Below are 20,701 nucleotides of genomic sequence, written 5' to 3'. Positions count from 1 at the left end.
GACCGATGACGTCCCACATGGGGAGGTTAGCGATAACTGTCACCGCTGAGCGACGGACGTGACTCTTCAGAGTCATTCTTATTCGGACCGTTGCCTTGACCGCTCCTGCCCTTCAGGACCTCCCGGACGATTGGGATGACCGACAGAACGAGGATGATGGCCACGCCAGGGAGGATGTAGCGCTCGATGTCGGGGACCTTGGCGCCGAGGAAGTGCCCCAGCAGGAAGAGCGAGTCGGTCCACACGATCGCGCCGATGACGTTCCAGAGGAAGAACTTGCGGCGGTCCATGCCGAGCATCCCGGCGAGCGGGTTGAGGAACGTCCGCACGATCGGGATGAAGCGGGCCAGGACGACGGCCTTGGCCGGGCCGAAGCGGTTGAAGTAGTACTCCGCCTTCTCCACCCACTCCTGACGGAAGATCTTGGAGTCGGGGCGGTCGAAGAGTTTTCGGCCGTACTTTTCGCCGAGCCAGTGGCCGAGCTGCGCGCCGGCGATCGCGGCGATCGGGCCGCCGATCAGCAGCCAGGGCAGCGACAGTGGCTGGAATTCCTGACCGTTGACCGTGCTGACCGCGGTGAGGATCCCCGCCGTGAACAGCAGTGAGTCCCCGGGCAGGATGCATCCGAACAGCAGTCCGGTCTCCGCAAAGATGATCGCGATGACGCCGATCGTTGCGAAGGTGCCGAACAGCTTCAGCCAGGCTGTCGGGTGCAGCCACTCGGTGATATTGAGAAAAATGAGCGCGAGATCCACACCGCGAGCGTACCCGTCCGCGCGTCAGGTTTCCGTGAGAAGTGACTCCCCGGGAACTCCTCTGGGCCCGTCCGTCACTCTTCAGCGGATCCACACCAGGTGGACGCGCTGGACTCCGCCCCGCGGCTGGCCCGCTCGGAAAAATTCGAGATACTGGCCTGGGCGACATCCCATACCTGGCCCTTGCGCTCCTTGGAGCCCTGACCTGGTCCGAAAGCATGTCCGGCGGGCAGCCATCCGGGAGCACACCGCCCGGCCGGATGCCCGGCGGCACCACGCGTACGAAAGGACGCTGATCAAATGCCCATCGCGACCCCTGAGGTCTACGCGGAGATGCTCGACCGTGCCAAGCAGGACGGTTTCGCCTATCCCGCCATCAATGTGACGTCGAGCCAGACGCTGAACGCGGCGCTGCGCGGGTTCGCCGAGGCGGAAAGCGACGGGATCATCCAGGTGTCGACCGGCGGCGCCGAGTACCTGTCCGGTGCCCCCGTCAAGGACATGGTCGTGGGGTCGGTCGCGCTGGCCGAGTTCGCCCGTGTGGTGGCCGAGCGCTACCCGGTCAACATCGCGCTGCACACCGACCACTGCCCGAAGGACAAGCTGGACGGGTTCATGCGACCGCTCGTAAAGATTTCGCAAGAACGCGTCGCCCGCGGCGAGCAGCCGCTGTTCCAGTCGCACATGTGGGACGGCTCGGCGGTGCCGCTGGAGGAGAACCTCCAGATCGCCGCGGAGCTGATCGAGGAGTGCGCCAAGGCCCGCGTGATCATGGAGATGGAGATCGGCGTCGTCGGCGGCGAGGAGGACGGCGTCGCCAACGAGATCAACGAGAAGCTGTACACCACCACCGACGACGCCCTGGCCACCGTCGAGGCCGTCGGCCTAGGCGAGAAGGGCCGCTACATCCTGGCGGCGACCTTCGGCAACGTGCACGGCGTCTACAAGCCGGGCGCGGTCAAGCTCCGCCCCGAGGTCCTCAAGGAGCTCCAGGACGCGGTCGGCGCCAAGTACAACAAGACCAAGCCGTTCGACCTGGTCTTCCACGGCGGCTCCGGCTCCACGCTGGAGGAGATCCGCGAGGCCCTCTCGTACGGCGTCGTCAAGATGAACATCGACACCGACACCCAGTACGCCTTCACCCGCCCGATCGCCGCGCACATGTTCAGCAACTACGACGGCGTCCTCAAGGTGGACGGCGAGGTCGGCAACAAGAAGAAGTACGACCCTCGCTCCTACGGCAAGGCCGCCGAGGAGGCGATGGCCGCCCGCGTCGTCACCGCCTGCGAAAACCTGCTCTCCGCAGGCAAGAAGCTCAAGTAGCCCCACAGCGGGCACCTTTGGCGCGGCCGCCGCTCCCAGCCGGCGGCCGCGTGCCCGCCCCGCCCCCGGCCCAGACGACGGCTCTGCGGGCTTCTGGTGGCGCCTGAGCGTGTTACGTGATGGCTTGGGCTCGCGGGGGCTCCGCTTGTGCCCCGGGGCCTGGGCGCGGCTCCACGTCTCGCGGGCCCAGTTGGGCGCCGCACGAGTCGCACGTCAGGTGGTCGGTGAGGGCGCCGTCACAGCCGCGGTGGGCGATCACCAGGGGCGGGCCCTCGGGGGCGTAGTGGCGGTCGCCCCAGAACATCAGGGTCATCATGGTCGGCCAGAGCTCGACGCCCTTGCGGGTGAGGCGGTACTCGTACCGCTCAGGGCGCTCCTGGTAGCGAACACGGCGCATCAGGCCCTCGTCGCAGAGCCGGGTGAGCCGGTCGGTCAGGACGTTGCGGGCGATGCCGAGCCCGTCCTGGTAGTCGTCGAAGCGGCGGACGCCCTCGAAGGCGCTGCGGATCACCAGCATCGTCCAGCGGTCGCCGATGATCTCCAGAGCCCGGGCGATCGAGCAGTTCTGGGATTCGTACGTGCGGGGCAACACGTCCTCGACAGTACCTGAGTTGTGTCACACAACCCAAGATGAACCTTGGGGCGGGCCCAGGATTCACTACTGGGTTGCTTCACAAAACCATCTACGGTCCAATGGGTTTCATGAAGCAACTCGATGTGAGCAGCGTCGCTTGCGTTGATGTGCCGGCGACCGTCCACGACGTGCGCATCCGCCCGTACGGGATCGGCGACGCCGAAGCGCTGCGGCAGATGTCGGAACGCCTGTCCTCGGAGAGCCTTTACACCCGGTTCTTCTCGGGAACGCCACAGATCCCCGAGGCGTACGTGCGTGCGCTGCAGCAGCTCGACCACTGGGACCGCGAGGCCATGGTGGCGCTGCTGGACGGCCGGATGCTCGGCGTCGCCGAGTACGTGCGCGACCGCAGGGAGCCCTGGCGGGCCGAGATCGCTGTTTTGATCACCGACCCCTGGCAGGGGCACGGCCTGGCCGGCCGGATGGTCCGCTTCCTGGCCCAACTCGCCGAACGGCGCGGCATCAGCGAGTTCGACGCCGACGTGGTGCTCGCCAACCGGACGGCCATGTCCGCCATCCGTACCGGCTGGCCTGCCATCAAGCCCACCAGAGACGGCGGATCCGTGCATTACCGGCTGCCACTCCCGCTGGCTCAAGCGATCCCGGGTTGATGCGTACCGGGGCTGCACACTTACGATGACCGGCATGACCCAGAACCTGCTCGGCGGCCCGCCTCCGACCGAACTCCCGGACAACGCCGAGGCCCGCGAGGCCCTGGACAAGGGCGTCGACCCGTTCGAGGTGGCGGCCCGCCATCCGGACTACCCGGGCGTGTGGGCCGAACTGGCCGACCGCGCGTTCGCCCGGGGCGGCGTCATCGACTCCTACGCGTTCGCGCGCACCGGTTACCACCGCGGGCTCGACATGCTGCGGCGGGCAGGCTGGAAGGGACAGGGCCCGATTCCCTGGGAGCACGAGCCCAACCGGGGCTTCCTGCGCGCCCTGCACGCGCTGGGACGGGCCGCGGCAGCCATCGGCGAGGACGCTGAGGCCGAACGCTGCAAGACGTTCCTGCGCGACAGCAGCGCCACCGCCGCGGAGTTCCTCGAAGGCTGACCCCAAAGGGCTCACTTGTCACCTATGTGTGTGTGATTACGGCGTGCGGTTTCTTCGGTCCCCGGCTATGGGTACGATTTGATCGCAAGAGGCCCCTTCGCACTTGCGATCAGGGGCCTTCGTCGTGGGAAGGAAAAGTGGCATGCCGGCCATCGTTCTTGTCGGAGCCCAATGGGGAGATGAAGGCAAGGGCAAGGCGACGGACCTGCTCGGCGGAGATGTCGACTACGTCGTCCGCTACCAGGGGGGCAACAACGCCGGCCACACCGTGGTCATCGGCGACAAGAGCTACGCGCTCCACCTGCTGCCGTCCGGCGTGCTCTCCGACGACGTCGTCCCTGTGATCGGCAACGGGGTCGTCATCGACCCGGCCGTGCTGCTGCAGGAGATCGACGGGCTCAAGGAGCGCGGCATCAGTTGCGAACGCCTGCTGATCTCGGCGAACGCGCACCTGATCATGCCCCACCACCGGGCCCTCGACAAGGTCACCGAGCGCTATCTGGGCAAGGCGCGGATCGGCACCACCGGCCGCGGCATCGGCCCGGCGTACGCCGACAAGATCAACCGGATGGGGATCCGGGTCCAGGACCTGTTCGACCCCAACATCCTCACCCAGAAGCTCGACCTCTCCCTGCGCGAGAAGAACCAGGTCCTCACGAAGGTCTACAACCGGCGCCGGATCGACACCGGGCCGATCGTGCAGGAATACCTGGAGTACGGCGAGCGCCTCAAGCCGTTCGTGGCCGACACGACGCTCGTCCTCAACAAGGCGCTGGACGAAGACAAGGTCGTGCTGCTGGAGGGCGCTCAGGGCACGCTCCTCGACATCGACCACGGCACGTACCCGTTCGTGACGTCGTCGAGCCCCACGGCGGGCGGGGCGTGCGCCGGCTCCGGACTGGGCCCGACGAAGATCACCCGGGTCATCGGGATCCTCAAGGCGTACACCACCCGTGTCGGCTCTGGACCGTTCCCCACCGAGCTCCTCGACGAGTGGGGCGAGTTCCTGCGCAAGACCGGCGGGGAGTACGGCGTGACCACCGGCCGTGACCGCCGCTGCGGCTGGTTCGACGCGGTGATCGCCCGCTATGCCACCCGGGTCAACGGCATCACCGACTACTTCCTCACCAAGCTCGACGTCCTGTCCGGGCTGGAGCGGGTGCCGGTCTGCGTCGCGTACGAGATCGACGGCGTCCGGCACGACGAGATGCCCGCCTCCCAGACCGAGTTCCACCACGCCAAGCCCGTCCTGGAGTACCTGGAAGGCTGGCAGGAGGACATCACCGCCGCCAAGACGTTCGACGACCTCCCCAAGAACGCGCAGGCCTACGTCCGCGCGCTGGAGGAGATGTCCGGGTCGCGGATCTCGGCCATCGGCGTCGGGCCGGGCCGCGACCAGACCCTTCAGCTGCGTCCCCTCGTCTGACGATCACCAACGTTCAGCTGGTTCTCACCGATCGTCCACCGGGAGATCGGTGACTCCCTGTAGCCTCCTGCCGTGATGTCGCACGGGGGGCCGGTCGAGCTGCACGGTCATCGTGGAGCACGGGGGTTGCGGCCGGAGAACACCCTCCCCGGGTTCGTGCACGCGATGGAGATCGGCGTCGACGCGGTCGAGCTGGACGTGGGCCTGACGGCGGACGGCGTGGTCGTTCTCAACCACGACCAGGTGCTGTCCCCGGTCAATGTCGCCGACACCGGCCCCGTCCAGCCCGGCGATCCCCTGTACCCGTACGTGGGCAAGGCGATCCGCGACCTGACACTGGACCAGATCAAGACCCTGGACGCCGGGGTGCGGCGGCCCGTCGCCGACGACGATCCGTTCGTGCTCACCCAGCTGCCGCTGGACTCGACGCCGCTGCCGACACTGGCCGAGGTGTGTGCGCTGATGTCGCGCGTGCCGGACGTCGGGCTCGCGGTCGAGCTCAAGACGGACCCGGACTGGCCCGATTCCGACGTGGCGTTCTTCGCCGCGGCGGTCGCGGAGGTGCTGGGCGCGTTCGACCTGCTCGGCCGCAGCCGGCTGCTCGCGTTCGACTGGCGGGTGCTCGCCGAGGCGCGGCGGTACGCGCCGGACGCGGGCCGGGTGGCCCTGATCGAGGCCAAGACGCTCGGCCTCGGCACGCCCTGGCTCGCGGGGCAGCCCCCGGACGACCCGGCGCGCGCCGCTCTGGACACCGGCGCGACGGTCCTGTCACCCGAACGTTCGATCACCACGCCCGAGCTGGTCATCGCTGCGCACTCGCTGGCATTGCCGGTCGTGGTGTGGACGGTGAACGAGCCCGCCGACATGTCGCGCTTCGTCTCGTACGGGGTGGACGCGATCGTCACCGACTACCCCGACCGTCTGCGCACCGTGCTCCAGGGACACGGGCTCCCGTTGCCCCAACCGATCACCGAGCCCATCCTCCACTGAGCCCATCCTCCACTGAGCCCTAGAGCCAGCCGTTGCCCTAGAGCCAGCCCCGTTGCCCTAGAGCCAGCCGTTGCGGCGGAAACCCCGGTAGAGCGCCAGGCAGGCGGTCGCGATGACGCCGAGGATCAGCGGGTAGCCGAACTCCCACTGGGTCTCGGGCATGAAGTCGAAGTTCATGCCGTAGATCCCGGCGATCGCGGTGGGCACCATGAAGAGCGCGCCCCAGGCGGAGATCTTGCGCATGTCCTGGTTGTCGGCCACCGTCACCTGGGTCATGTGCGCCTGCAGGATCGGGTTGAGGAGCTCGTCATAGGACTCGACCTGCTCGCGGACGCGGGTCAGGTGGTCCTCGACGTCGCGCAGGTATTCCTTGATCTCGTTCGGGACGAACCGGCGGTTGGTGAGGTTGCGCAGCGGCCCCGACAGCGGCCCGACCGCCCGCTTGAGCTGGATCACCTCGCGCTTGAGCTGGTAGATCCGACGCGATTCGTCGGTGCGCTCGGGGGAGAACACGGCCTCCTCTACCTCGTCGATGTCCTCCTGCACGGCGTCCGCGACGTTCACGTAGCCGTCCACCACGCGGTCGGCGACGGCGTGCAGCACCGCGCTCGGGCCCAGGCTGAGCCTCGCCGGGTCCTGTTCGAGGTCGTTGCGGACGCAGCCGAGCGCGCAGTGCGTGCCGTGCCGCACCGTCACCACGAAATCGGGGCCACAGAAGATCATCACTTCGCCGGTCTCGACGACCTCGGCGCCGTCCGGTCCGCGCCGCACGTAGCCGACCGTCTTCATGACGAGGAAGTTCACGTCGTCATAGCGTTCCAGCTTGGGGCGCTGATGGGCATTGATGGCGTCCTCGACGGCGAGCTCGTGCAGCCCGAAGACCTCCGCCAGCTCGGTGAGCTCGGTCTCGGACGGCTCGTGCAGGCCGACCCACACGAAGCCGGCGCTCTCCTCCGCCCCGGTCGCCGGGCCCCGGCGCCCCGAGAGCTCCGCCGCCAGGCCGCGGTGGCCGGCGGTGTCGGCGTGCTTGAGCCGGCCGTCGCGGATCAGGCGTACGGCGTCCTCGATGGTGTCGGTGGACACGCGATGGCCATCGATGTAGGCGGCCCAGTCGATGACGGCCGAATCTCGCTGGGCGACGGCCGCGGTCATGGAGGCGGGACGCCCGCGCGTCTTGAACAGCGACTTGGTCGCCCGGCCAGGGCGGACTCGAGTCATGGCCATGAGGTGCTCCTATACCTCCGGCCACACGCGCATTGCGCGCTCAACCCACGCTGTCAGCGGGGGGAGCGCGCGAAGGCGATGGCCGGACGCCGAGTAGAGGCGGTCAGGTGGACAGTCCGGCTCGGACTGTGAGGGGGCTCCGCAGTACTGCAAGGATCACCAGGACTCATCCCGACCACCTCCCTTCACACCTGGGCATCAGGCCACAACCTTGACGAGCTTATCAGTCGACATATTTGACGTTGTGGACATCGCTCACGTTGACAGCCGCGCCGGTGGCCCCGATCACACCGATGCGCGCCGAAAGCCCGCCCGGGCCACCGTCCCGGCGTCCGGCCGACTAGGCTGCTCCGACGTGCGAGTACTCGTCCTTGGATCCGGCGGCCGCGAGCATGCGATCGCCCGCGCCCTGCATCGCGACCCGTCCGTCACCGCGCTTCACTGCGCGCCCGGAAACCCCGGCACGGCGGAGATCGCGGACAACCATACGCTCGACCCGACCCATCCGACGGCGGTGGTCGAGCTCGCCGGACGGCTGCGTGCCGGGCTCGTGGTGATCGGCCCAGAGGCGCCCCTGGTCGCCGGGGTCGCTGACGCGCTGCGCGCGGCCGGGATCCCGTGCTTCGGCCCGGACAAGGAGGCGGCCCGCATCGAGGGCTCCAAGGCGTTCGCCAAGGAGGTCATGGCTTCGGCCAAGGTGCCGACCGCCGCCGCCCGGGTCTGTGAGGACGCCGATGAGGCCGCCGAGGCGCTCGACGAGTTCGGCCCGCCGTACGTGGTGAAGGACGACGGTCTCGCCGCAGGCAAGGGTGTCGTCGTCACCGATGACCGGTCTGCCGCGCTCGACCACGCCGCCGCGTGCGAACGGGTCGTGATCGAGGACTATCTGGACGGCCCCGAGGTATCGCTCTTCGCGCTCTGCGATGGTCAGGAAGCGGTGCCGCTGATGCCCGCCCAGGACTTCAAGCGGGCCTATGACAACGACGCCGGGCCCAACACCGGCGGCATGGGCGCCTACACGCCGCTGCCCTGGATCCCCGAAGGCCTGGTGGACGAGGTGATGGCCACCGTCGTCCAGCCGACGGTCGACGAACTGCGCCGCCGCGAGACGCCGTACGTGGGCGTGCTGTACGCGGGGCTCGCGCTGACGTCCAAGGGCCTGCGGGTGGTCGAGTTCAACGCGCGCTTCGGCGACCCGGAGACCCAGGTCGTTCTGGACCGCCTGGCGACCCCGCTGGGCGGCCTGCTCCAGGCGTGCGCCATCGGCGGCCTTTCCCCCGACGCCCGCCTCTCCTGGCACCCGGGTGCGGCCGTGACGGTCGTGATCGCCGCCGAGAACTACCCGGCCTCGCCGGTCAAGGGCGATGTGATCACGGGGTTGGAGGAGGCCGCCCAGGTGCCCGGCGCGTACGTGCTGCACGCGGGGACCCAGCGCGACGTCGAGGGCAATCTGGTCGCCGCCGGAGGCCGTGTGCTGAACGTGGTGGGCACGGGACCGGATGTCGCCGCGGCCCGCATCGCCGCCTACGAGGCGACGGCCAAGATCAGGCTCCGTGGCTCCCACCACCGCACCGACATCGCCCTCCAGGCATCTCACTAGCATTTCCAGGCATCCCAGCGGTTACCGCCCTCGGCACGGCTGGGGGTAGAGGACTCACTGCGGCGCCATAGTTCGGGCCGTCCGATGGCGCATGTGGCGCTCGCTGCTGATAGTCGAATGACGACTATCAGCAACGGGGGCGGCGATGGTGCGTAAGCGGCGGCTCTTTCGACGGACATTGCGGGCGCCGAGGAGGTGGGCGTACCGCAGGTTCGGAGCCTCTGGGGCTTGGCGGACATATGTGGAGGCGCGCGCCATCGAGGTGCTCACCGACGCCAAGCGTTCGGTCGCCCGGTCCGGGACGCTGGGCTTCAGCCCTGCCGGTCGTGCGCGTCCGTCCCGGGATCCGGGCGGTACGGGGGCGGCCCGGGATTCCGGTGGCACGGGGGTGGCCCGGGCGCGGGAAGCCGACGAGACCGCAGTGAGCATCGCGGTGAGCCATGACGCGATCCTGCGCCAGGTCGTCCTCGCCCGTTACTACGCGGCCAACCGGCGGCGGCTGCGCGACTGGCTGTCGGGCCGGGCCGTCGACGGTGCCTGGTTCAACATCAACACCGGTTCGACGCAGCTGCTGGCGATCCAGCCCCCGGAGCAGGTGTGCGGGCGTGTCCCGGAGGTGCTGGCGCTCGTACGGGCCTACCTGCCACCGGAGGATCCCCGCCGGGTGGCCGTGGAGCGGCGGTTCGGCACCGCACACGACCTCAGGCCATCAGACGTGGCCGAGAGCGACAGGCACCTGCTGGGGGTCGCGCTGCAAGGCGCCTACCTTCTGCAGGCCATGGCGAACGGCCGGGTGCGTCGCTTCCGCAACGTCCTCCTAGGGACGTTCCTCATCCTCACTGTGCTGGTGGGCGGATTCGTGGCGGCAGGCGTGCACTGGCCTCAGGCCGTGCCGCTCTGCTTCCCGGGAGGCGACGGCCTCATGTGCCCGACCGGCCTGCACCGTTCGGCCACCGGCGGCGACGCGCCCCAGGTGGCGCTGCTCGGCCTGATCGGCGCCGCGCTCTCCGCCGCCCGCGCACTCCGCATCCATCAGGAGCTGCCCACCCGGTACTCCCTGGCGGTCCCGCTCGTGCTGCTCAAGGTGGCGATCGGTCCGGCCATCGCGGTCTTCGGTCTTGTCGCGCTCGGCTCCGGCCTTCTGCCGGGGCCATCTGAAATCAACTCGCAGCCAACGCTGCTCTTCGGGGCGCTGCTCCTCGGGTACGGGCAGCAGCTGCTCACCGGCCCGCTGGACCAGCGGGCCGACGATCTGCTGAAGTCGGCCTCACCCGCGGCTCCGGCCACCGCCTGAACGGCCCTGGCCCGGGCGTATGATTACTTGATTACAACTGGGTCTTCCGTACCCCCTGCAGTCCGAGGCCGCCATGTCGTCATCTGTTTCGCCGACCCCTCCCCCCGCTTCTCCGGGAGAGGAGATCTACCGCGTCACCACGCTCGAGCTCTTCTTCGACCTGGTCTTCGTCTTCGCGGTCACGCAGCTCACCGGCGTGCTCGTCAAGGAGCTGAGCCTGCTCGGGCTGTTCCAGGTGGTCCTCATGTTCGGCGTCCTGTGGTGGATGTACAGCGGCTACGCCTGGCTGACGAACATGCTGGCCCCGTCCTCCGCCCGGCGCAGGTTGCTGATCCTGACGGGCATGGGCGGCTTCTTCATGGTCGCCCTGGCCACCCCGACCGCGTTCAAGGACGGCGGGGTCGTGTGGGGGCTCGGCTATCTGGTGCTCGTCCTCGCCCACGTCGCGCTCTTCGCCCAGGGCAACCCCAACATCCTGCGCGTGCTGCCGGCCAACCTGCTCGCGGCCGTGCTGATCATCGTCGCGGGGCTGCTCGACGGTGTCGCGGTGTACGTGTTGTGGACGATCGCGCTGATCGTGCCCATCGTGCAGCCCTACATCGTCGCGCCGGGCGGCCGCTTCATCATTCAGGCCGCGCACATCGTGGAACGGCACGGCCTGCTGGTCATCGTCACACTGGGAGAGTCGATCATCGCGATCGGCATCGGCGCCGAGGGCGTCAAGCTGGACGCCGACCTGGTCGTGGCGGCGCTGCTCGGGCTCGCCCTGGCGGCCGCGATCTGGTGGACGTACTTCGTGAACGACGATGAGCGAGCGGAGGAGTCCCTGGCGGCGGCGGACGATCCGAGCCGCGCCCAGATGACGATGTTCGGCTACTTCTACGCGCACATTCCCGTCATCGTCGGAGTGATCGTGATGGCTGCGGGCCTGAAGAAGGCCGTCGGCCATGCCTGGGAGGGCCTTACCGTCGGCCCCGCCGTCGCCCTGGCAGGCGGCGTCGCGCTCTACCTCGCGGGCGACGTCCTCTATCGCAGGATCGTCCGTATCGGTCCGTCCCGTATCCGTCTGGCCGCCGCCATCGTCTCCCTGGCGGCCGCCCCCCTCGGACTCTGGGTGGCCGCCGCCGAGCTCGCAGCCTTGATCGTGGTCATCGCGGTGGCGCTGTTGCTCGAATACCGCACGCGTACGCACCGCACTCGTACGACTGTGGCGACACCCGCTGGTGAGAGCACCTAGGACCACCTGGAACAATCGGGTTGTGATTGAGCGGTACACCCTTCCGGAAATGGGACGCGTCTGGAGTGACGCGCACAAGTACGAGCTTTGGTGCCAGGTCGAGACCCTGGTGGTCGAGGCCCACGCCGAGGCCGGCACGATCCCGGCGGAGGTGGTGGAGCCGGTCCGCAAGGCCCCGCCGCCCACCCCCGAGGCGGTGCACGAGATCGAGGCGGTCACCCAGCACGACGTGATCGCGTTCCTCTCGGCCTGGGCGGACAACACCGAGCCGCGCGAGGCCGCGCGCTACGTGCACTTCGGCATGACCTCGTCCGACCTGCTCGACACCGCGCTGGCGCTGCAGCTGGTCGAGGCGACCGACATCCTCCTGGGCAAGGCCGACGCGCTGGTCGCCACGCTCCGTGACCACGCGCTGGAGCATCGCGCCACCCTCCGCGTCGGCCGTACGCACGGCATCCACGGCGAGCCCGACGTCTGGGGGCACCGGGTCGCCGACTTCGCGTTCGCGATGGCACGGTCCCGCGACCGGCTCCGCCAGGCCCGCGAGGCGGTCGGTGTCATGGCCATCTCCGGCGCCGTCGGCACGTACTCCAACATCGATCCCGAGGTCGAACGGCACGTCGCGCGCAGGCTGGGGCTCAGGTCCGCCGACGTGTCGACCCAGGTGGTCATCCGCGACGGCATCAGCGAATGGGTGTCCAGCCTGGCGATCATGGCGACGGTCCTGGAGGCCATCGCGCTGGAGGTGCGGCACGGCCAGCGCACCGAGGTCCGCGAGCTCTGGGAGCCCTTCGGCAAGGGCCAGAAGGGTTCGTCGGCGATGCCGCACAAGAAGAACCCGATCATCTCCGAGCGGCTGGCCGGGATGGCCCGTATCGTCCGCGCGCAGATCGTCCCGGTCATGGAGGGCATCCCGCTGTGGCACGAGCGCGACATCTCGCACTCGTCCACCGAGCGGATCGCGCTGCCGGACGCCTCGATCGCGCTCGACTACATGCTCAACCTCACCAACCGGCTGATGTCCGGCCTCGTCGTGGACACCGACCGGATGAAGGCCAACCTGGAGTCGACCGGCGGCCTGATCTACACCTCGACGGTGCTGCTGGAGCTGGTCGAGGCCGGGATGTCGCGCGACGACGAGGCGTACCCGCTCGTGCAGAAGGCCGCGATGGACACCTGGCAGACCGGTGTGCCGTTCCGCGAGACACTCCGCAAGCACGCGGCGGAGGCAGGGCTGGCGCTGGACGAGGCGCGGCTCGACGCGGTGTGCCGCCCGGAGCGCTTCGTCGAACGGCTCGGCTCGATGTTCGACCGACTCTCGGCGCTCGTCTGAGTCACGATCCGACAGGAGATCTTTTTGGGCGCGGTACTCACCGAGCTGAACGTCTATCCCCTCAAAAGCGGCGGCGGTACGCGCCTCAGCACCGCCGAGCTGACGCCCAAGGGCCTGCCGTACGACCGCGAGTTCATGCTGACGACGCCGGAGGGCCGGTTCCTGTCGCAGCGCGATCACGCGCGGATGGCGCTGCTGCGCCCGTCGTACGACGGCGTGGAGCTGGCCGTGGAGGTCGCCGACCCGGCGCTCGCGTTCACGCCGCTTTTCCACAAGCCTGTGGATGACGGTCCGGTGCTGGACGTGACCGTGCACCGGCAGCAGTGCCAGGGCGTCGACCAGGGCGACGAGGCGGCGGACTGGTTCGGCGCGCTGCTGGACACCGAGGTGCGTCTCGTCCGCTTCACCGGCCACCGTGCCACGAGCAGGGGCGGCGGTGAGGTCGCCTTCGCGGACGGCTATCCCCTGCTGCTGATCTCGGCGGAGTCGCTCGCCGATCTGAACGGGCGGCTGGACGTCCCGCTGCCGATGAACCGGTTCCGGCCCAACCTCGTCGTGTCGGGGCTCGGCGCGTTCGGCGAGGACACCGTCCGGCGGCTGCGGATCGGCGCGACGGAGATCGAGCTCGTCAAGGCCTGCGCCCGATGCGTGATCACCACCACCGACCAGGAGAGCGGCGAACGCGGCCGCGAACCGCTGCGGACGCTGGCGAGGTACCGCACCATCGACCGCGGCATCCGCTTCGGCATGAACGGGGTGCCCAGGACGACCGGACCGCTCGCCGTCGGCGATCCTGTGGAAGTCCTGGAAAGGGCCTGACCGGCTGATGGACGGGCTCACGCATCTGCACAGCGGCAAGGTCCGGGACCTGTACGGGCTGCCCGGGGGCGACCTGCTGATGGTCGCGCGCGACACGATCTCGGCGTACGACTACGTGCTCGACTCGCCCATCCCGGACAAGGGCAGGATCCTCACGCAACTGTCGCTCTGGTGGTTCGAGCAGCTCGCCGACCTGCTGCCCAACCACGTGATCTCCACCGACCTGCCACCAGGCGCGCCGGCCGGCTGGGCGGGGCGGGCGATCGTCGTGGAACGGCTGGACATGGTCAAGGTCGAGTGCGTCGCGCGCGGCCATCTGACCGGCGGCGGGCTCAAGGAGTACCGCGAGCACGGCTCGGTGTCCGGGGTCGGGCTGCCCGCCGGGCTCCAGGACGGCTCCGCGCTGCCTGAGCCGATCTTCACGCCCAGCACCAAGGCCGACGTCGGCGAGCACGACGAGCCGATGACGTACGCGGAGGTCGAAGTGCAGGAAGGCCCCGAGCAGGCGGCGCGGCTCCGCGACGTCACGCTGGCCGTCTACCGGCGGGGCGCCGGGCTGGCCAGGGACCGCGGGATCATCGTCGCCGACACCAAGATCGAGCTCGGCCGCCGGGCCGGCGGCGAGCTGGTGCTGGCCGACGAGGTGCTCACCCCGGACTCGTCGCGGTTCTGGCCCGCCGACCAGTGGGAACCCGGCCGTGTCCAGACCTCGTACGACAAGCAGTTCGTCCGCGACTGGCTCACCTCGCCGGAGTCGGGCTGGGACCGCGCCTCGGGCGAGGCGCCGCCGCCACTGCCCGAGGAGATCGTCGACCGTACCCGCGCCAAGTACGTGGAAGCCTACGAACGCCTGACCGGCCGCACGTTCACCTGACCCGAGCAAGAGCGCGCCCCGCACCCGGCAGGAGCGCCTGCGGGACGAGGGCTCAGCCGATCACTTCGCCGGTCTCGTTGCCGTACTCGTCGCGCATCGCGGTGGGGACGACCTCCACGACCAGGCCGGGCAGGGTGGCGACCGGCGTGCTGCCCGCCTGGGGGCGCAGGGCCGCGGTGAAGTCATTGAGGGTCGCGAGCGGTATGTCGATGTGGAGAACGCCCGGCTCGGCCTCCGCCACGGTGAACGTGTCGCCCGGGGCGAACCGCAGCATGCTGTCCTCGGACTTGAGGATCAGCTCGTTGCCATGGGGCAGGCGGCCGCGCAGAGCCTGGGCGATCGACGTGGCCTGCAGTGCCCCCACGCGGAGAGTGGTCACGCCGGAGCCGGACTCCCAGTGGGCCGTCGTCACGTACAGCAGGCCGGCGCTCGAACCGTCGCGTTCGATCCCCGCAGCGACGGTCGCGGCCAGCTCCGGGTCATCGAGCAGCGAGCCACGATCGATGTCGGTGACGTAGAGCGGGATCCGTGGCGCGAGCACCTCCAGGAGCGACTCGGTCCGCCACTGGCGGGCGGCCTCGTACTCCTCGGTGGCGAGCCCGACGATCTGGAGGAACTGCATGCTCCCGTGCGGCGTGCCGATCTCGCCGAGCTCGGGATCCAGGATGAACGCGATCGCGCGGATCGCCGAGTCGTCGCGGTCGGAGGCGATCGGGCCGTTGACGTCCATGTGATGCCCGGACTCGAACCAGTTGCCGCTGTTGAAGACGTACCGGCCCAGGTTCTGCAGGAGGTTCGCGGCCCACACCGGCGGTGTGGTCTCGCCCGGCTGCCGGGCGAGCCGGAAGGTGAACTCGAACCCCCAGCCGGACTCGTCGGGATTCTCGGAGTGCTTGTCGTACAGCTCGGTCATGCCGTACGAGACGTAGTGCCAGTGCGGGACGGGCTCGTCACGCGGGTAGACGCTGATCCCGTCGAGCGGGTCCGGCCCTCCGAGTGACCACTTGAGGATGGTGCCCCAGTGGTGCGGTTCGGCGTCGCCGTAGACGCGCGCCAGCGCCGCGTCGATCGCCGCCCAGCCAGGCGACTCGTCCGTCTCGTCGATCCCCATGGACGATCACCCTAGAGGCACCTGTAACGACATAAGGCGTAAATGAGAGACGAGCCCTACCTTGTGGCGGGGTGATGCGGTCTAGGCTGGCCACACGGCTTGCGTTCGGACACAACAGACCGAGAGTGCACGACGGCTGCGGCGGGTTCTGGACGCCGGACGCGGCAGAACGCGAACTTTCCGGGCTTGGCCGCAGTCCAAGTGAACGTGGCGGGAAGAGGGACTACACCGCCGCTACGTACCGTGCTGGGCGGACACCTCACTCCCAGCGCGGTGGTTTACTGGGGGGCGCGTTTCATATGGAGGGACACCGTTCGGCGTGCCTGGCCCTTGTGACCCCGTTGTTCCGTAAGTGAACGGACGGGTCGGCAGTCCCATTTGAACCGGTAACACACTTTCCGCAGTTAAAGGAGTTAGGCGGCATGAGCATGGGCCACGACGTTCGTTACCGCGTGCGCGGGGGCCGGCCTCTGCAGGGCACGGTCTTCATCCAGGGCGCGAAGAACGCGGTCCTGCCGATGATCGGCGCCTCGCTGATGGCGGCCAAGGGGCGGACGGTCCTGCGCAACGTCCCGATCATCGAGGACGTCCGCCGCGCGGTCGAGCTGGCCCAGGCGATCGGGGCCAAGGCGGAGCTGCACGAGGCGGAGCGCACACTCGTGATCGACGCGTCGACGCTCAGCAGCCCGGTGCTGCCGGCGGACATCGCCTCCCGGTTCCGGGGCTCGTTCCTTTTCGTGCCGGCGCTGCTTCACCGGCTGGGCGAGGCCGTGATCGAGGGCGTCGGCGGCTGCAATCTGGGCAGCCGCAATCTGGACTTCCATTACAACGGCTTCAAGCGGATGGGTGCCACGGTCACCGAGCAGATCGCCGACAACGGCGACGGCATCATCCACATCAAGGCCGGCGAGCTGCGCGGCGGCACGCTTTACTGTGACACGCCCTCGCACACCGGCACCGAGAACCTCATCATGGCCGCCGCGCTGGCGCACGGCACCACGCTGATCAAGAACGCGGCCCTGGAGCCCGAGGTGCTGGACAACATCGAGATCCTGCAGCGCATGGGCGCGCGGATCAGCGGTGGCGGCACCGGCTTCATCACCGTTGAGGGCGTCGACGAGCTCAACGGGATCGAGCACACCGTGATGCCGGACCGGATCGACGCGGGTGTGTTCGTCATGGCCGCCGCCATCACCGGTGGCGAGCTCAGCCTGGTCGGCGCGTCCCTGGAGCATCTCGGCGTCGCGGCGGACAAGCTGGAGCAGATGGGTGTGGAGTTCCACCAGCAGGGCGCGGTCCTGCAGGTGCGCCGCGAGCGGCCGCTGCGGCCGATCAACGTCATCACCGACGAGTACCCCGGCTTCGCCACCGACCTGCAGTCGCCGATCATGGCGCTGTCCTGCTTGGCCGACGGCCCGTCCTACATCTACGAGCGCATCTTCGACGGCCGCTTCAAGCTGGCCGAGGAGCTCACCAAGATGGGCGCGGACATCGAGGTCAACGGCAATCGCGCCAAGGTGAACGGCCCCAACGTGCTGCGCGGCGCGGAGGTGGAGGCGCACGACCTCCGCTGCGGCAGCGCGCTGGTGCTGGCGGGCCTGGCCGCCGAGGGCGAGACCACCATCACCTCGGCCTACTACCTCGACCGCGGTCACGCCCACACGGCGGAACGGCTCTCGCAACTGGGCGCCGACATCGTCCGCGAAACCGACTGACGCAGCGACCGGCGAAAGGCCGGCGAACCGGCCGGCGAACCGACTGCCGTAACGGCCGGCCGCGCGGGCTGACTCACCTGCTTGACGAGCAGCTGACCGATCGGGTGACGGGCCGGGTGACGGACTTGACCGTAAACGGTCAATCTTTATCCGGACAGCGAGTCCGAATCATGGACAAACGTTCGACCCGTAGCCGATACGGTCATCTGCCGTGCAGGAGCTATCAGGACGGTCGATTTTCGGGCCGCATGTAAACCAAACGGACGCCGCAGGGGTCTCTTCAGTGCGCATCAGCGCCATGGGGGGACCCCTGCGGTGTTTTCGGGTCTTGTTTTTCATCTTCGGACGACCGAAGATGCAGAATCAAGACTGACCGAATGGTGACAAATTACTGACCAAGGGGTCGCGTAGGTTACTTTTTCGCCGCACTCTTGATTCGATTTCGCGTCTGGGCGTCACACATCGTCGCCCTGACCCGATCTGTCCAATAGGAAGGCGCCGAGCGAAGCTCGTCCAACGAAAGGGTGGTTGGGCGGGGGCTGCGGGAAGGCGAATCGCACGGGAACTGCGGTGCTGGGTCAGAAGGCAGGGGCGACAAGCCATGAGTCAACCGTTGGGCGGAGCGTGCGCGAACGCATGGCCGGGGCCGGACCCCCGACACAGGGCAGACCGGGAAGTGAGCGGGCCAGACCGGGAAGCGAGCGGGCGCCGATGACGGCAGCGAGGACGGGGTCGGTGACCCCCGACCTGACGATCGGCGTCGTGGGTCCGCATGACCTGGTGGAACGGGTCATGCTCATGGGCCATGGCCCGACGCCGGTGCCGAGCCGGCTCGTGGCCGCCGCATATCGCGACGAACAGGAAGCGGCCGACAAGGTCGTACGACTGGGCTCGGGCGTGGACGTGTGCCTGTTCGCGAGCCCGGTGCCGTACGACTTCGCGCGTAAGGCGGGCGTGCTCACGATGCCCGCCACCTACGTGCCCCTGAACGGGGCGGCACTACAGGGCGCGCTGCTGCGCGCCTCCCTCGACGACCGCTTCGATCCGGCCCGGGTGAGCATCGACGTGCTCGGCCGAGCCGAGGTCGAGGAGGCGTACGCCGAGATCAATCTGGCCACCGACCAGGTCCATCTGCGTGAGGAGGCGGCGGGGCCCGGCACCCTGGCCGCGTTCCACGAGCGGCTGTGGCGGCGCGGGGCGACGACGGTCGCGATGACCTGCGTCCACGCCACCGCCGAACGCATGGAGATGGCCGGCGTGCCCACCATCCGGGTACGGCCGACCGGCGCCGCGATCCGCAGCTCGCTGCAGACCGCCGCGCTCCTGGGTGCACACCATCGCCTTGAGGAGTCGCAGCTCGTCACCGTCCTGGTCGACGTGCCCACGCTCCGCGAGACACCACGCCGGGTCACGCCGCGTTACTGGCGGGACGAGCTCAAACTGGCGCTGCATCGCGTGCTCCTCCAGGAGGCGCACCGGATGAACGCGTCGGTGTGGCCGCTGGACGACCACAGCTACCTGGTCATCGCCACGCGCGGGTCGGTCACCGCGTCCACCGAGGGTTTCCGCACGCCGCCCTTCGTGGAGCGGGTGCGGGAAGAGCTCGGCCTGGCGATCGAGGTCGGCATCGGCATGGGCCGGACGGCGCACGAGGCCGAGACCCACGCCCGGGCCGCGCTGGCCCGCTCGCAGAGCTCGCAGCGCGCCCAGGGCTTCGCTCTCGACCGCGATGGGCGGGCCCTGGTGCCCGCGCCGCGGACGCCGCCCCGCGCGCAACCCCAGGCCAAGCCGAAGGGGCTGGAGATCCTTGCCCGCCTGGCCGACAAGCTGGGCGACCAGGATCAGCCGCTCATCGTGGACGCGGAGAACGCTGGAAAGATGCTCGGCGTCACCCCCCGCACCGCCCGGCGCCTGCTGCGCACACTGGTCGAGGAGGGCCTCGCCTGGCCCCTCCCGCCCAACCGCACGCCGCAGCCCGGCCGGCCACGCCAGCTCTACCGTCTCATCGTCGAAAAGCTGGGGCCCAAGGCCAGCACCTGAGGCTTTGCGCAGCGGGCCTGAGATTCCGCGAGGTATCGAGCGGCCGGGGCAAACCCGGCCGCTCGGTGCCGCGTCGGACAAGCATGGAGACTTGTGAGCCGGCGGCCGCGCGATGAAGTGCGGCCGGTCGAAGAGCCCGAAACCGATCAAGGGCGACGCGATCGCGGAACGGGCGCACTCATTGTTCGACGCGTACGCGCGGCACGAACAGCTGGACGTCCCTCGGGCAGGCCTGAGGGACAAGGGCATGATCTCCGCCTGGCACCCCAAGGGCGGGCTCAAGACTGAACGCGCGCGCATCACCGCCGCCGCGGGAGTCGCGGTGGTGGTCCTCGGCTCCGGCGTGGCCGTCTCCGCGATGGTCGGCTACCAGCCCCTCCCCAACGGCCTCCCCGCCTTGCTCCAGCTGTCCCCGACCCCCGCGCCCGCCGCGAGTGCCGAGCCGAAGAATCGCCGCAAGACCCAGGTCGGCGGCACCGCGCCCGACTCCGGGTCGCCTGTGGCACCCGGGACCTCCGGTACGGCTACGCCGGGCGTCACCACACCGGGCCGCGTCCAGACCGTCCCCAAGACCAGGCGGCCATCCACAACCCGTAGCCCGGCCACCACGCCGCCGAGCACCACCAAACCCCCGACCACGCCCCCGCCCACAACGGACCCTCCCACGACGACGCCCCCGAACCCAGGCGTGACCACCCCACCCCCGGCGACCGACCCACCCGATCCCCCGACCAGCAGTGACCCGCCAGTCGCACCCGACCCGGTGAGCACCGGATGACCATCTAGCACCGGCAGATCCCTTGGCAACCAGCAGATGCGGCAGCTACCCGCAGACCCTGTGGCACCGGTGGATGCGGCGGCACCGGCGGATGCCGCGGCTACCGGCAGACCGGTGGCACCGACCGATGTGGTGGCACGGCCGATCCGAGATCGGGGTGCGCCTCGTCGACTACATGACGGCGCTCGAGCCGCTCCGTCGCTAGAAGTGTGGCGCTTGAGGTGTGGCGCTAGAGGTGTGGGGCCAGGTCGGCGAGCAGGTGGCGCTTGGACCTGGCGCCGACGATCTGCAGGGCGACCTGGCCGTCGCGGTACAGGTTGAGGGTGGGGAAGCCCATTACGCCGTATCGCTGGGCGATGCCGGGGTGGTTGTCGCCGTTGAGCTTGGCGATCGTCAGGCGGCCGCGGTATTCGGTCTCGATCTCCTCAAGGATCGGTGCGATCATCCGGCAGGGCGGGCACCACTCCGCCCAGAAGTCGACCAGATCGCTGG

At 69.2% G+C, this 20,701-nt stretch carries 19 protein-coding genes; 14 read left to right on the top strand and 5 right to left on the bottom strand.

Annotation, left to right across the window (positions count from 1 at the left end):
• Positions 1 to 26 precede the first annotated feature (26 nt).
• Positions 27 to 755: a DedA family protein gene (locus F8566_RS17345; RefSeq protein WP_151561270.1), complete on the bottom strand. Its 729-nt coding sequence runs from the start codon at positions 753 to 755 to the stop codon at positions 27 to 29.
• A gap of 300 nt (positions 756 to 1,055) precedes the next feature.
• On the opposite strand from F8566_RS17345, the gene fbaA reads away from it, so the two are divergent.
• Positions 1,056 to 2,078 (top strand): class II fructose-bisphosphate aldolase, encoded by a 1,023-nt coding sequence (gene fbaA / locus F8566_RS17340; RefSeq protein WP_151561269.1) that lies wholly within the window; start codon positions 1,056 to 1,058, stop codon positions 2,076 to 2,078.
• A gap of 112 nt (positions 2,079 to 2,190) precedes the next feature.
• Here fbaA and F8566_RS17335 read toward each other — a convergent pair whose 3' ends face one another.
• Positions 2,191 to 2,670, bottom strand: coding sequence for a winged helix-turn-helix transcriptional regulator (locus F8566_RS17335; protein WP_151561268.1), 480 nt, complete (start codon positions 2,668 to 2,670; stop codon positions 2,191 to 2,193).
• Positions 2,671 to 2,780: 110 nt separating this feature from the next.
• Here F8566_RS17335 and F8566_RS17330 point away from each other — a divergent pair, with 110 nt between their 5' ends.
• The 4 genes from F8566_RS17330 (at position 2,781) to F8566_RS17315 (ending at position 6,184) form a co-directional block, all read left to right on the top strand.
• Complete coding sequence (locus F8566_RS17330) at positions 2,781 to 3,323, top strand: GNAT family N-acetyltransferase (RefSeq protein ID WP_225993259.1); 543 nt, start codon at positions 2,781 to 2,783, stop codon at positions 3,321 to 3,323.
• A gap of 25 nt (positions 3,324 to 3,348) precedes the next feature.
• Complete coding sequence (locus tag F8566_RS17325; protein ID WP_151561266.1) at positions 3,349 to 3,768, top strand: DUF3151 domain-containing protein; 420 nt, start codon at positions 3,349 to 3,351, stop codon at positions 3,766 to 3,768.
• 142 nt (positions 3,769 to 3,910) lie between these two features.
• Positions 3,911 to 5,194 carry an adenylosuccinate synthase gene (locus F8566_RS17320; protein ID WP_151561265.1) on the top strand — a complete coding sequence of 428 codons (1,284 nt, stop codon included), beginning with the start codon at positions 3,911 to 3,913 and terminating at the stop codon, positions 5,192 to 5,194.
• A gap of 75 nt (positions 5,195 to 5,269) precedes the next feature.
• Positions 5,270 to 6,184, top strand: coding sequence for a glycerophosphodiester phosphodiesterase family protein (locus F8566_RS17315; RefSeq protein ID WP_151561352.1), 915 nt, complete (start codon positions 5,270 to 5,272; stop codon positions 6,182 to 6,184).
• Between the two features lie 57 nt (positions 6,185 to 6,241).
• Here the strand turns inward: F8566_RS17315 and F8566_RS17310 are convergent, their stop codons facing one another.
• A complete protein-coding gene (locus tag F8566_RS17310; RefSeq protein WP_151561264.1) occupies positions 6,242 to 7,408 on the bottom strand; it encodes a magnesium and cobalt transport protein CorA in 1,167 nt (388 codons plus the stop codon).
• A gap of 355 nt (positions 7,409 to 7,763) precedes the next feature.
• Here F8566_RS17310 and purD point away from each other — a divergent pair, with 355 nt between their 5' ends.
• From purD to F8566_RS17280, 6 genes are all read left to right on the top strand, one after another.
• Positions 7,764 to 9,008: a phosphoribosylamine--glycine ligase gene (purD, locus tag F8566_RS17305; RefSeq protein ID WP_151561263.1), complete on the top strand. Its 1,245-nt coding sequence runs from the start codon at positions 7,764 to 7,766 to the stop codon at positions 9,006 to 9,008.
• A 241-nt stretch (positions 9,009 to 9,249) separates the two neighbouring features.
• On the top strand, positions 9,250 to 10,302 hold the full coding sequence (locus F8566_RS17300; protein WP_151561262.1) for a hypothetical protein: 1,053 nt from the start codon (positions 9,250 to 9,252) through the stop codon (positions 10,300 to 10,302).
• Between the two features lie 73 nt (positions 10,303 to 10,375).
• Positions 10,376 to 11,539: a low temperature requirement protein A gene (locus F8566_RS17295; protein WP_151561261.1), complete on the top strand. Its 1,164-nt coding sequence runs from the start codon at positions 10,376 to 10,378 to the stop codon at positions 11,537 to 11,539.
• A 22-nt stretch (positions 11,540 to 11,561) separates the two neighbouring features.
• Positions 11,562 to 12,872: an adenylosuccinate lyase gene (gene purB, locus F8566_RS17290; protein WP_151561260.1), complete on the top strand. Its 1,311-nt coding sequence runs from the start codon at positions 11,562 to 11,564 to the stop codon at positions 12,870 to 12,872.
• Between the two features lie 24 nt (positions 12,873 to 12,896).
• Positions 12,897 to 13,691 carry an MOSC domain-containing protein gene (locus F8566_RS17285; RefSeq protein WP_151561259.1) on the top strand — a complete coding sequence of 265 codons (795 nt, stop codon included), beginning with the start codon at positions 12,897 to 12,899 and terminating at the stop codon, positions 13,689 to 13,691.
• A gap of 7 nt (positions 13,692 to 13,698) precedes the next feature.
• Positions 13,699 to 14,565: a phosphoribosylaminoimidazolesuccinocarboxamide synthase gene (locus F8566_RS17280; protein WP_151561258.1), complete on the top strand. Its 867-nt coding sequence runs from the start codon at positions 13,699 to 13,701 to the stop codon at positions 14,563 to 14,565.
• Between the two features lie 52 nt (positions 14,566 to 14,617).
• Here F8566_RS17280 and F8566_RS17275 read toward each other — a convergent pair whose 3' ends face one another.
• Positions 14,618 to 15,676 (bottom strand): suppressor of fused domain protein, encoded by a 1,059-nt coding sequence (locus F8566_RS17275; RefSeq protein WP_151561257.1) that lies wholly within the window; start codon positions 15,674 to 15,676, stop codon positions 14,618 to 14,620.
• Positions 15,677 to 16,104: 428 nt separating this feature from the next.
• Here F8566_RS17275 and murA point away from each other — a divergent pair, with 428 nt between their 5' ends.
• The 3 genes from murA to F8566_RS17260 all read left to right on the top strand — a co-directional run bounded on the left by murA (position 16,105) and on the right by F8566_RS17260 (position 20,209).
• Positions 16,105 to 17,391: a UDP-N-acetylglucosamine 1-carboxyvinyltransferase gene (murA, locus tag F8566_RS17270; protein ID WP_151561351.1), complete on the top strand. Its 1,287-nt coding sequence runs from the start codon at positions 16,105 to 16,107 to the stop codon at positions 17,389 to 17,391.
• Positions 17,392 to 18,183: 792 nt separating this feature from the next.
• Entirely contained in the window at positions 18,184 to 19,431 is a 1,248-nt protein-coding gene (locus F8566_RS17265; protein WP_404800314.1) for a transcriptional regulator, read from the top strand.
• Between the two features lie 112 nt (positions 19,432 to 19,543).
• On the top strand, positions 19,544 to 20,209 hold the full coding sequence (locus F8566_RS17260; protein ID WP_151561256.1) for a hypothetical protein: 666 nt from the start codon (positions 19,544 to 19,546) through the stop codon (positions 20,207 to 20,209).
• Positions 20,210 to 20,438: 229 nt separating this feature from the next.
• On the opposite strand, the gene F8566_RS17255 is transcribed toward F8566_RS17260, so the two are convergent.
• Positions 20,439 to 20,693 carry a thioredoxin family protein gene (locus F8566_RS17255; protein WP_318836418.1) on the bottom strand — a complete coding sequence of 85 codons (255 nt, stop codon included), beginning with the start codon at positions 20,691 to 20,693 and terminating at the stop codon, positions 20,439 to 20,441.
• Positions 20,694 to 20,701: the final 8 nt, after the last annotated feature.

It is taken from the genome of Actinomadura rudentiformis, assembly GCF_008923185.1.
GTDB lineage: Bacteria > Actinomycetota > Actinomycetes > Streptosporangiales > Streptosporangiaceae > Spirillospora > Spirillospora rudentiformis.
This window is presented reverse-complemented; position numbering and strand designations above follow the sequence as displayed.

Coding starts and splice junctions, on each gene's coding strand:
- murA (WP_151561351.1), top strand. CDS start 16,105: ATGGGCCACGACGTTCGTTACCGCGTGCGCGGGGGCCGGCCTCTGCAG.
- F8566_RS17320 (WP_151561265.1), top strand. CDS start 3,911: ATGCCGGCCATCGTTCTTGTCGGAGCCCAATGGGGAGATGAAGGCAAG.
- F8566_RS17275 (WP_151561257.1), bottom strand. CDS start 15,676: ATGGGGATCGACGAGACGGACGAGTCGCCTGGCTGGGCGGCGATCGAC.
- F8566_RS17295 (WP_151561261.1), top strand. CDS start 10,376: ATGTCGTCATCTGTTTCGCCGACCCCTCCCCCCGCTTCTCCGGGAGAG.
- F8566_RS17260 (WP_151561256.1), top strand. CDS start 19,544: ATGAAGTGCGGCCGGTCGAAGAGCCCGAAACCGATCAAGGGCGACGCG.
- F8566_RS17330 (WP_225993259.1), top strand. CDS start 2,781: ATGAAGCAACTCGATGTGAGCAGCGTCGCTTGCGTTGATGTGCCGGCG.
- fbaA (WP_151561269.1), top strand. CDS start 1,056: ATGCCCATCGCGACCCCTGAGGTCTACGCGGAGATGCTCGACCGTGCC.
- F8566_RS17310 (WP_151561264.1), bottom strand. CDS start 7,408: ATGGCCATGACTCGAGTCCGCCCTGGCCGGGCGACCAAGTCGCTGTTC.
- F8566_RS17315 (WP_151561352.1), top strand. CDS start 5,270: ATGTCGCACGGGGGGCCGGTCGAGCTGCACGGTCATCGTGGAGCACGG.
- F8566_RS17325 (WP_151561266.1), top strand. CDS start 3,349: ATGACCGGCATGACCCAGAACCTGCTCGGCGGCCCGCCTCCGACCGAA.
- F8566_RS17265 (WP_404800314.1), top strand. CDS start 18,184: ATGCTCATGGGCCATGGCCCGACGCCGGTGCCGAGCCGGCTCGTGGCC.
- F8566_RS17280 (WP_151561258.1), top strand. CDS start 13,699: ATGGACGGGCTCACGCATCTGCACAGCGGCAAGGTCCGGGACCTGTAC.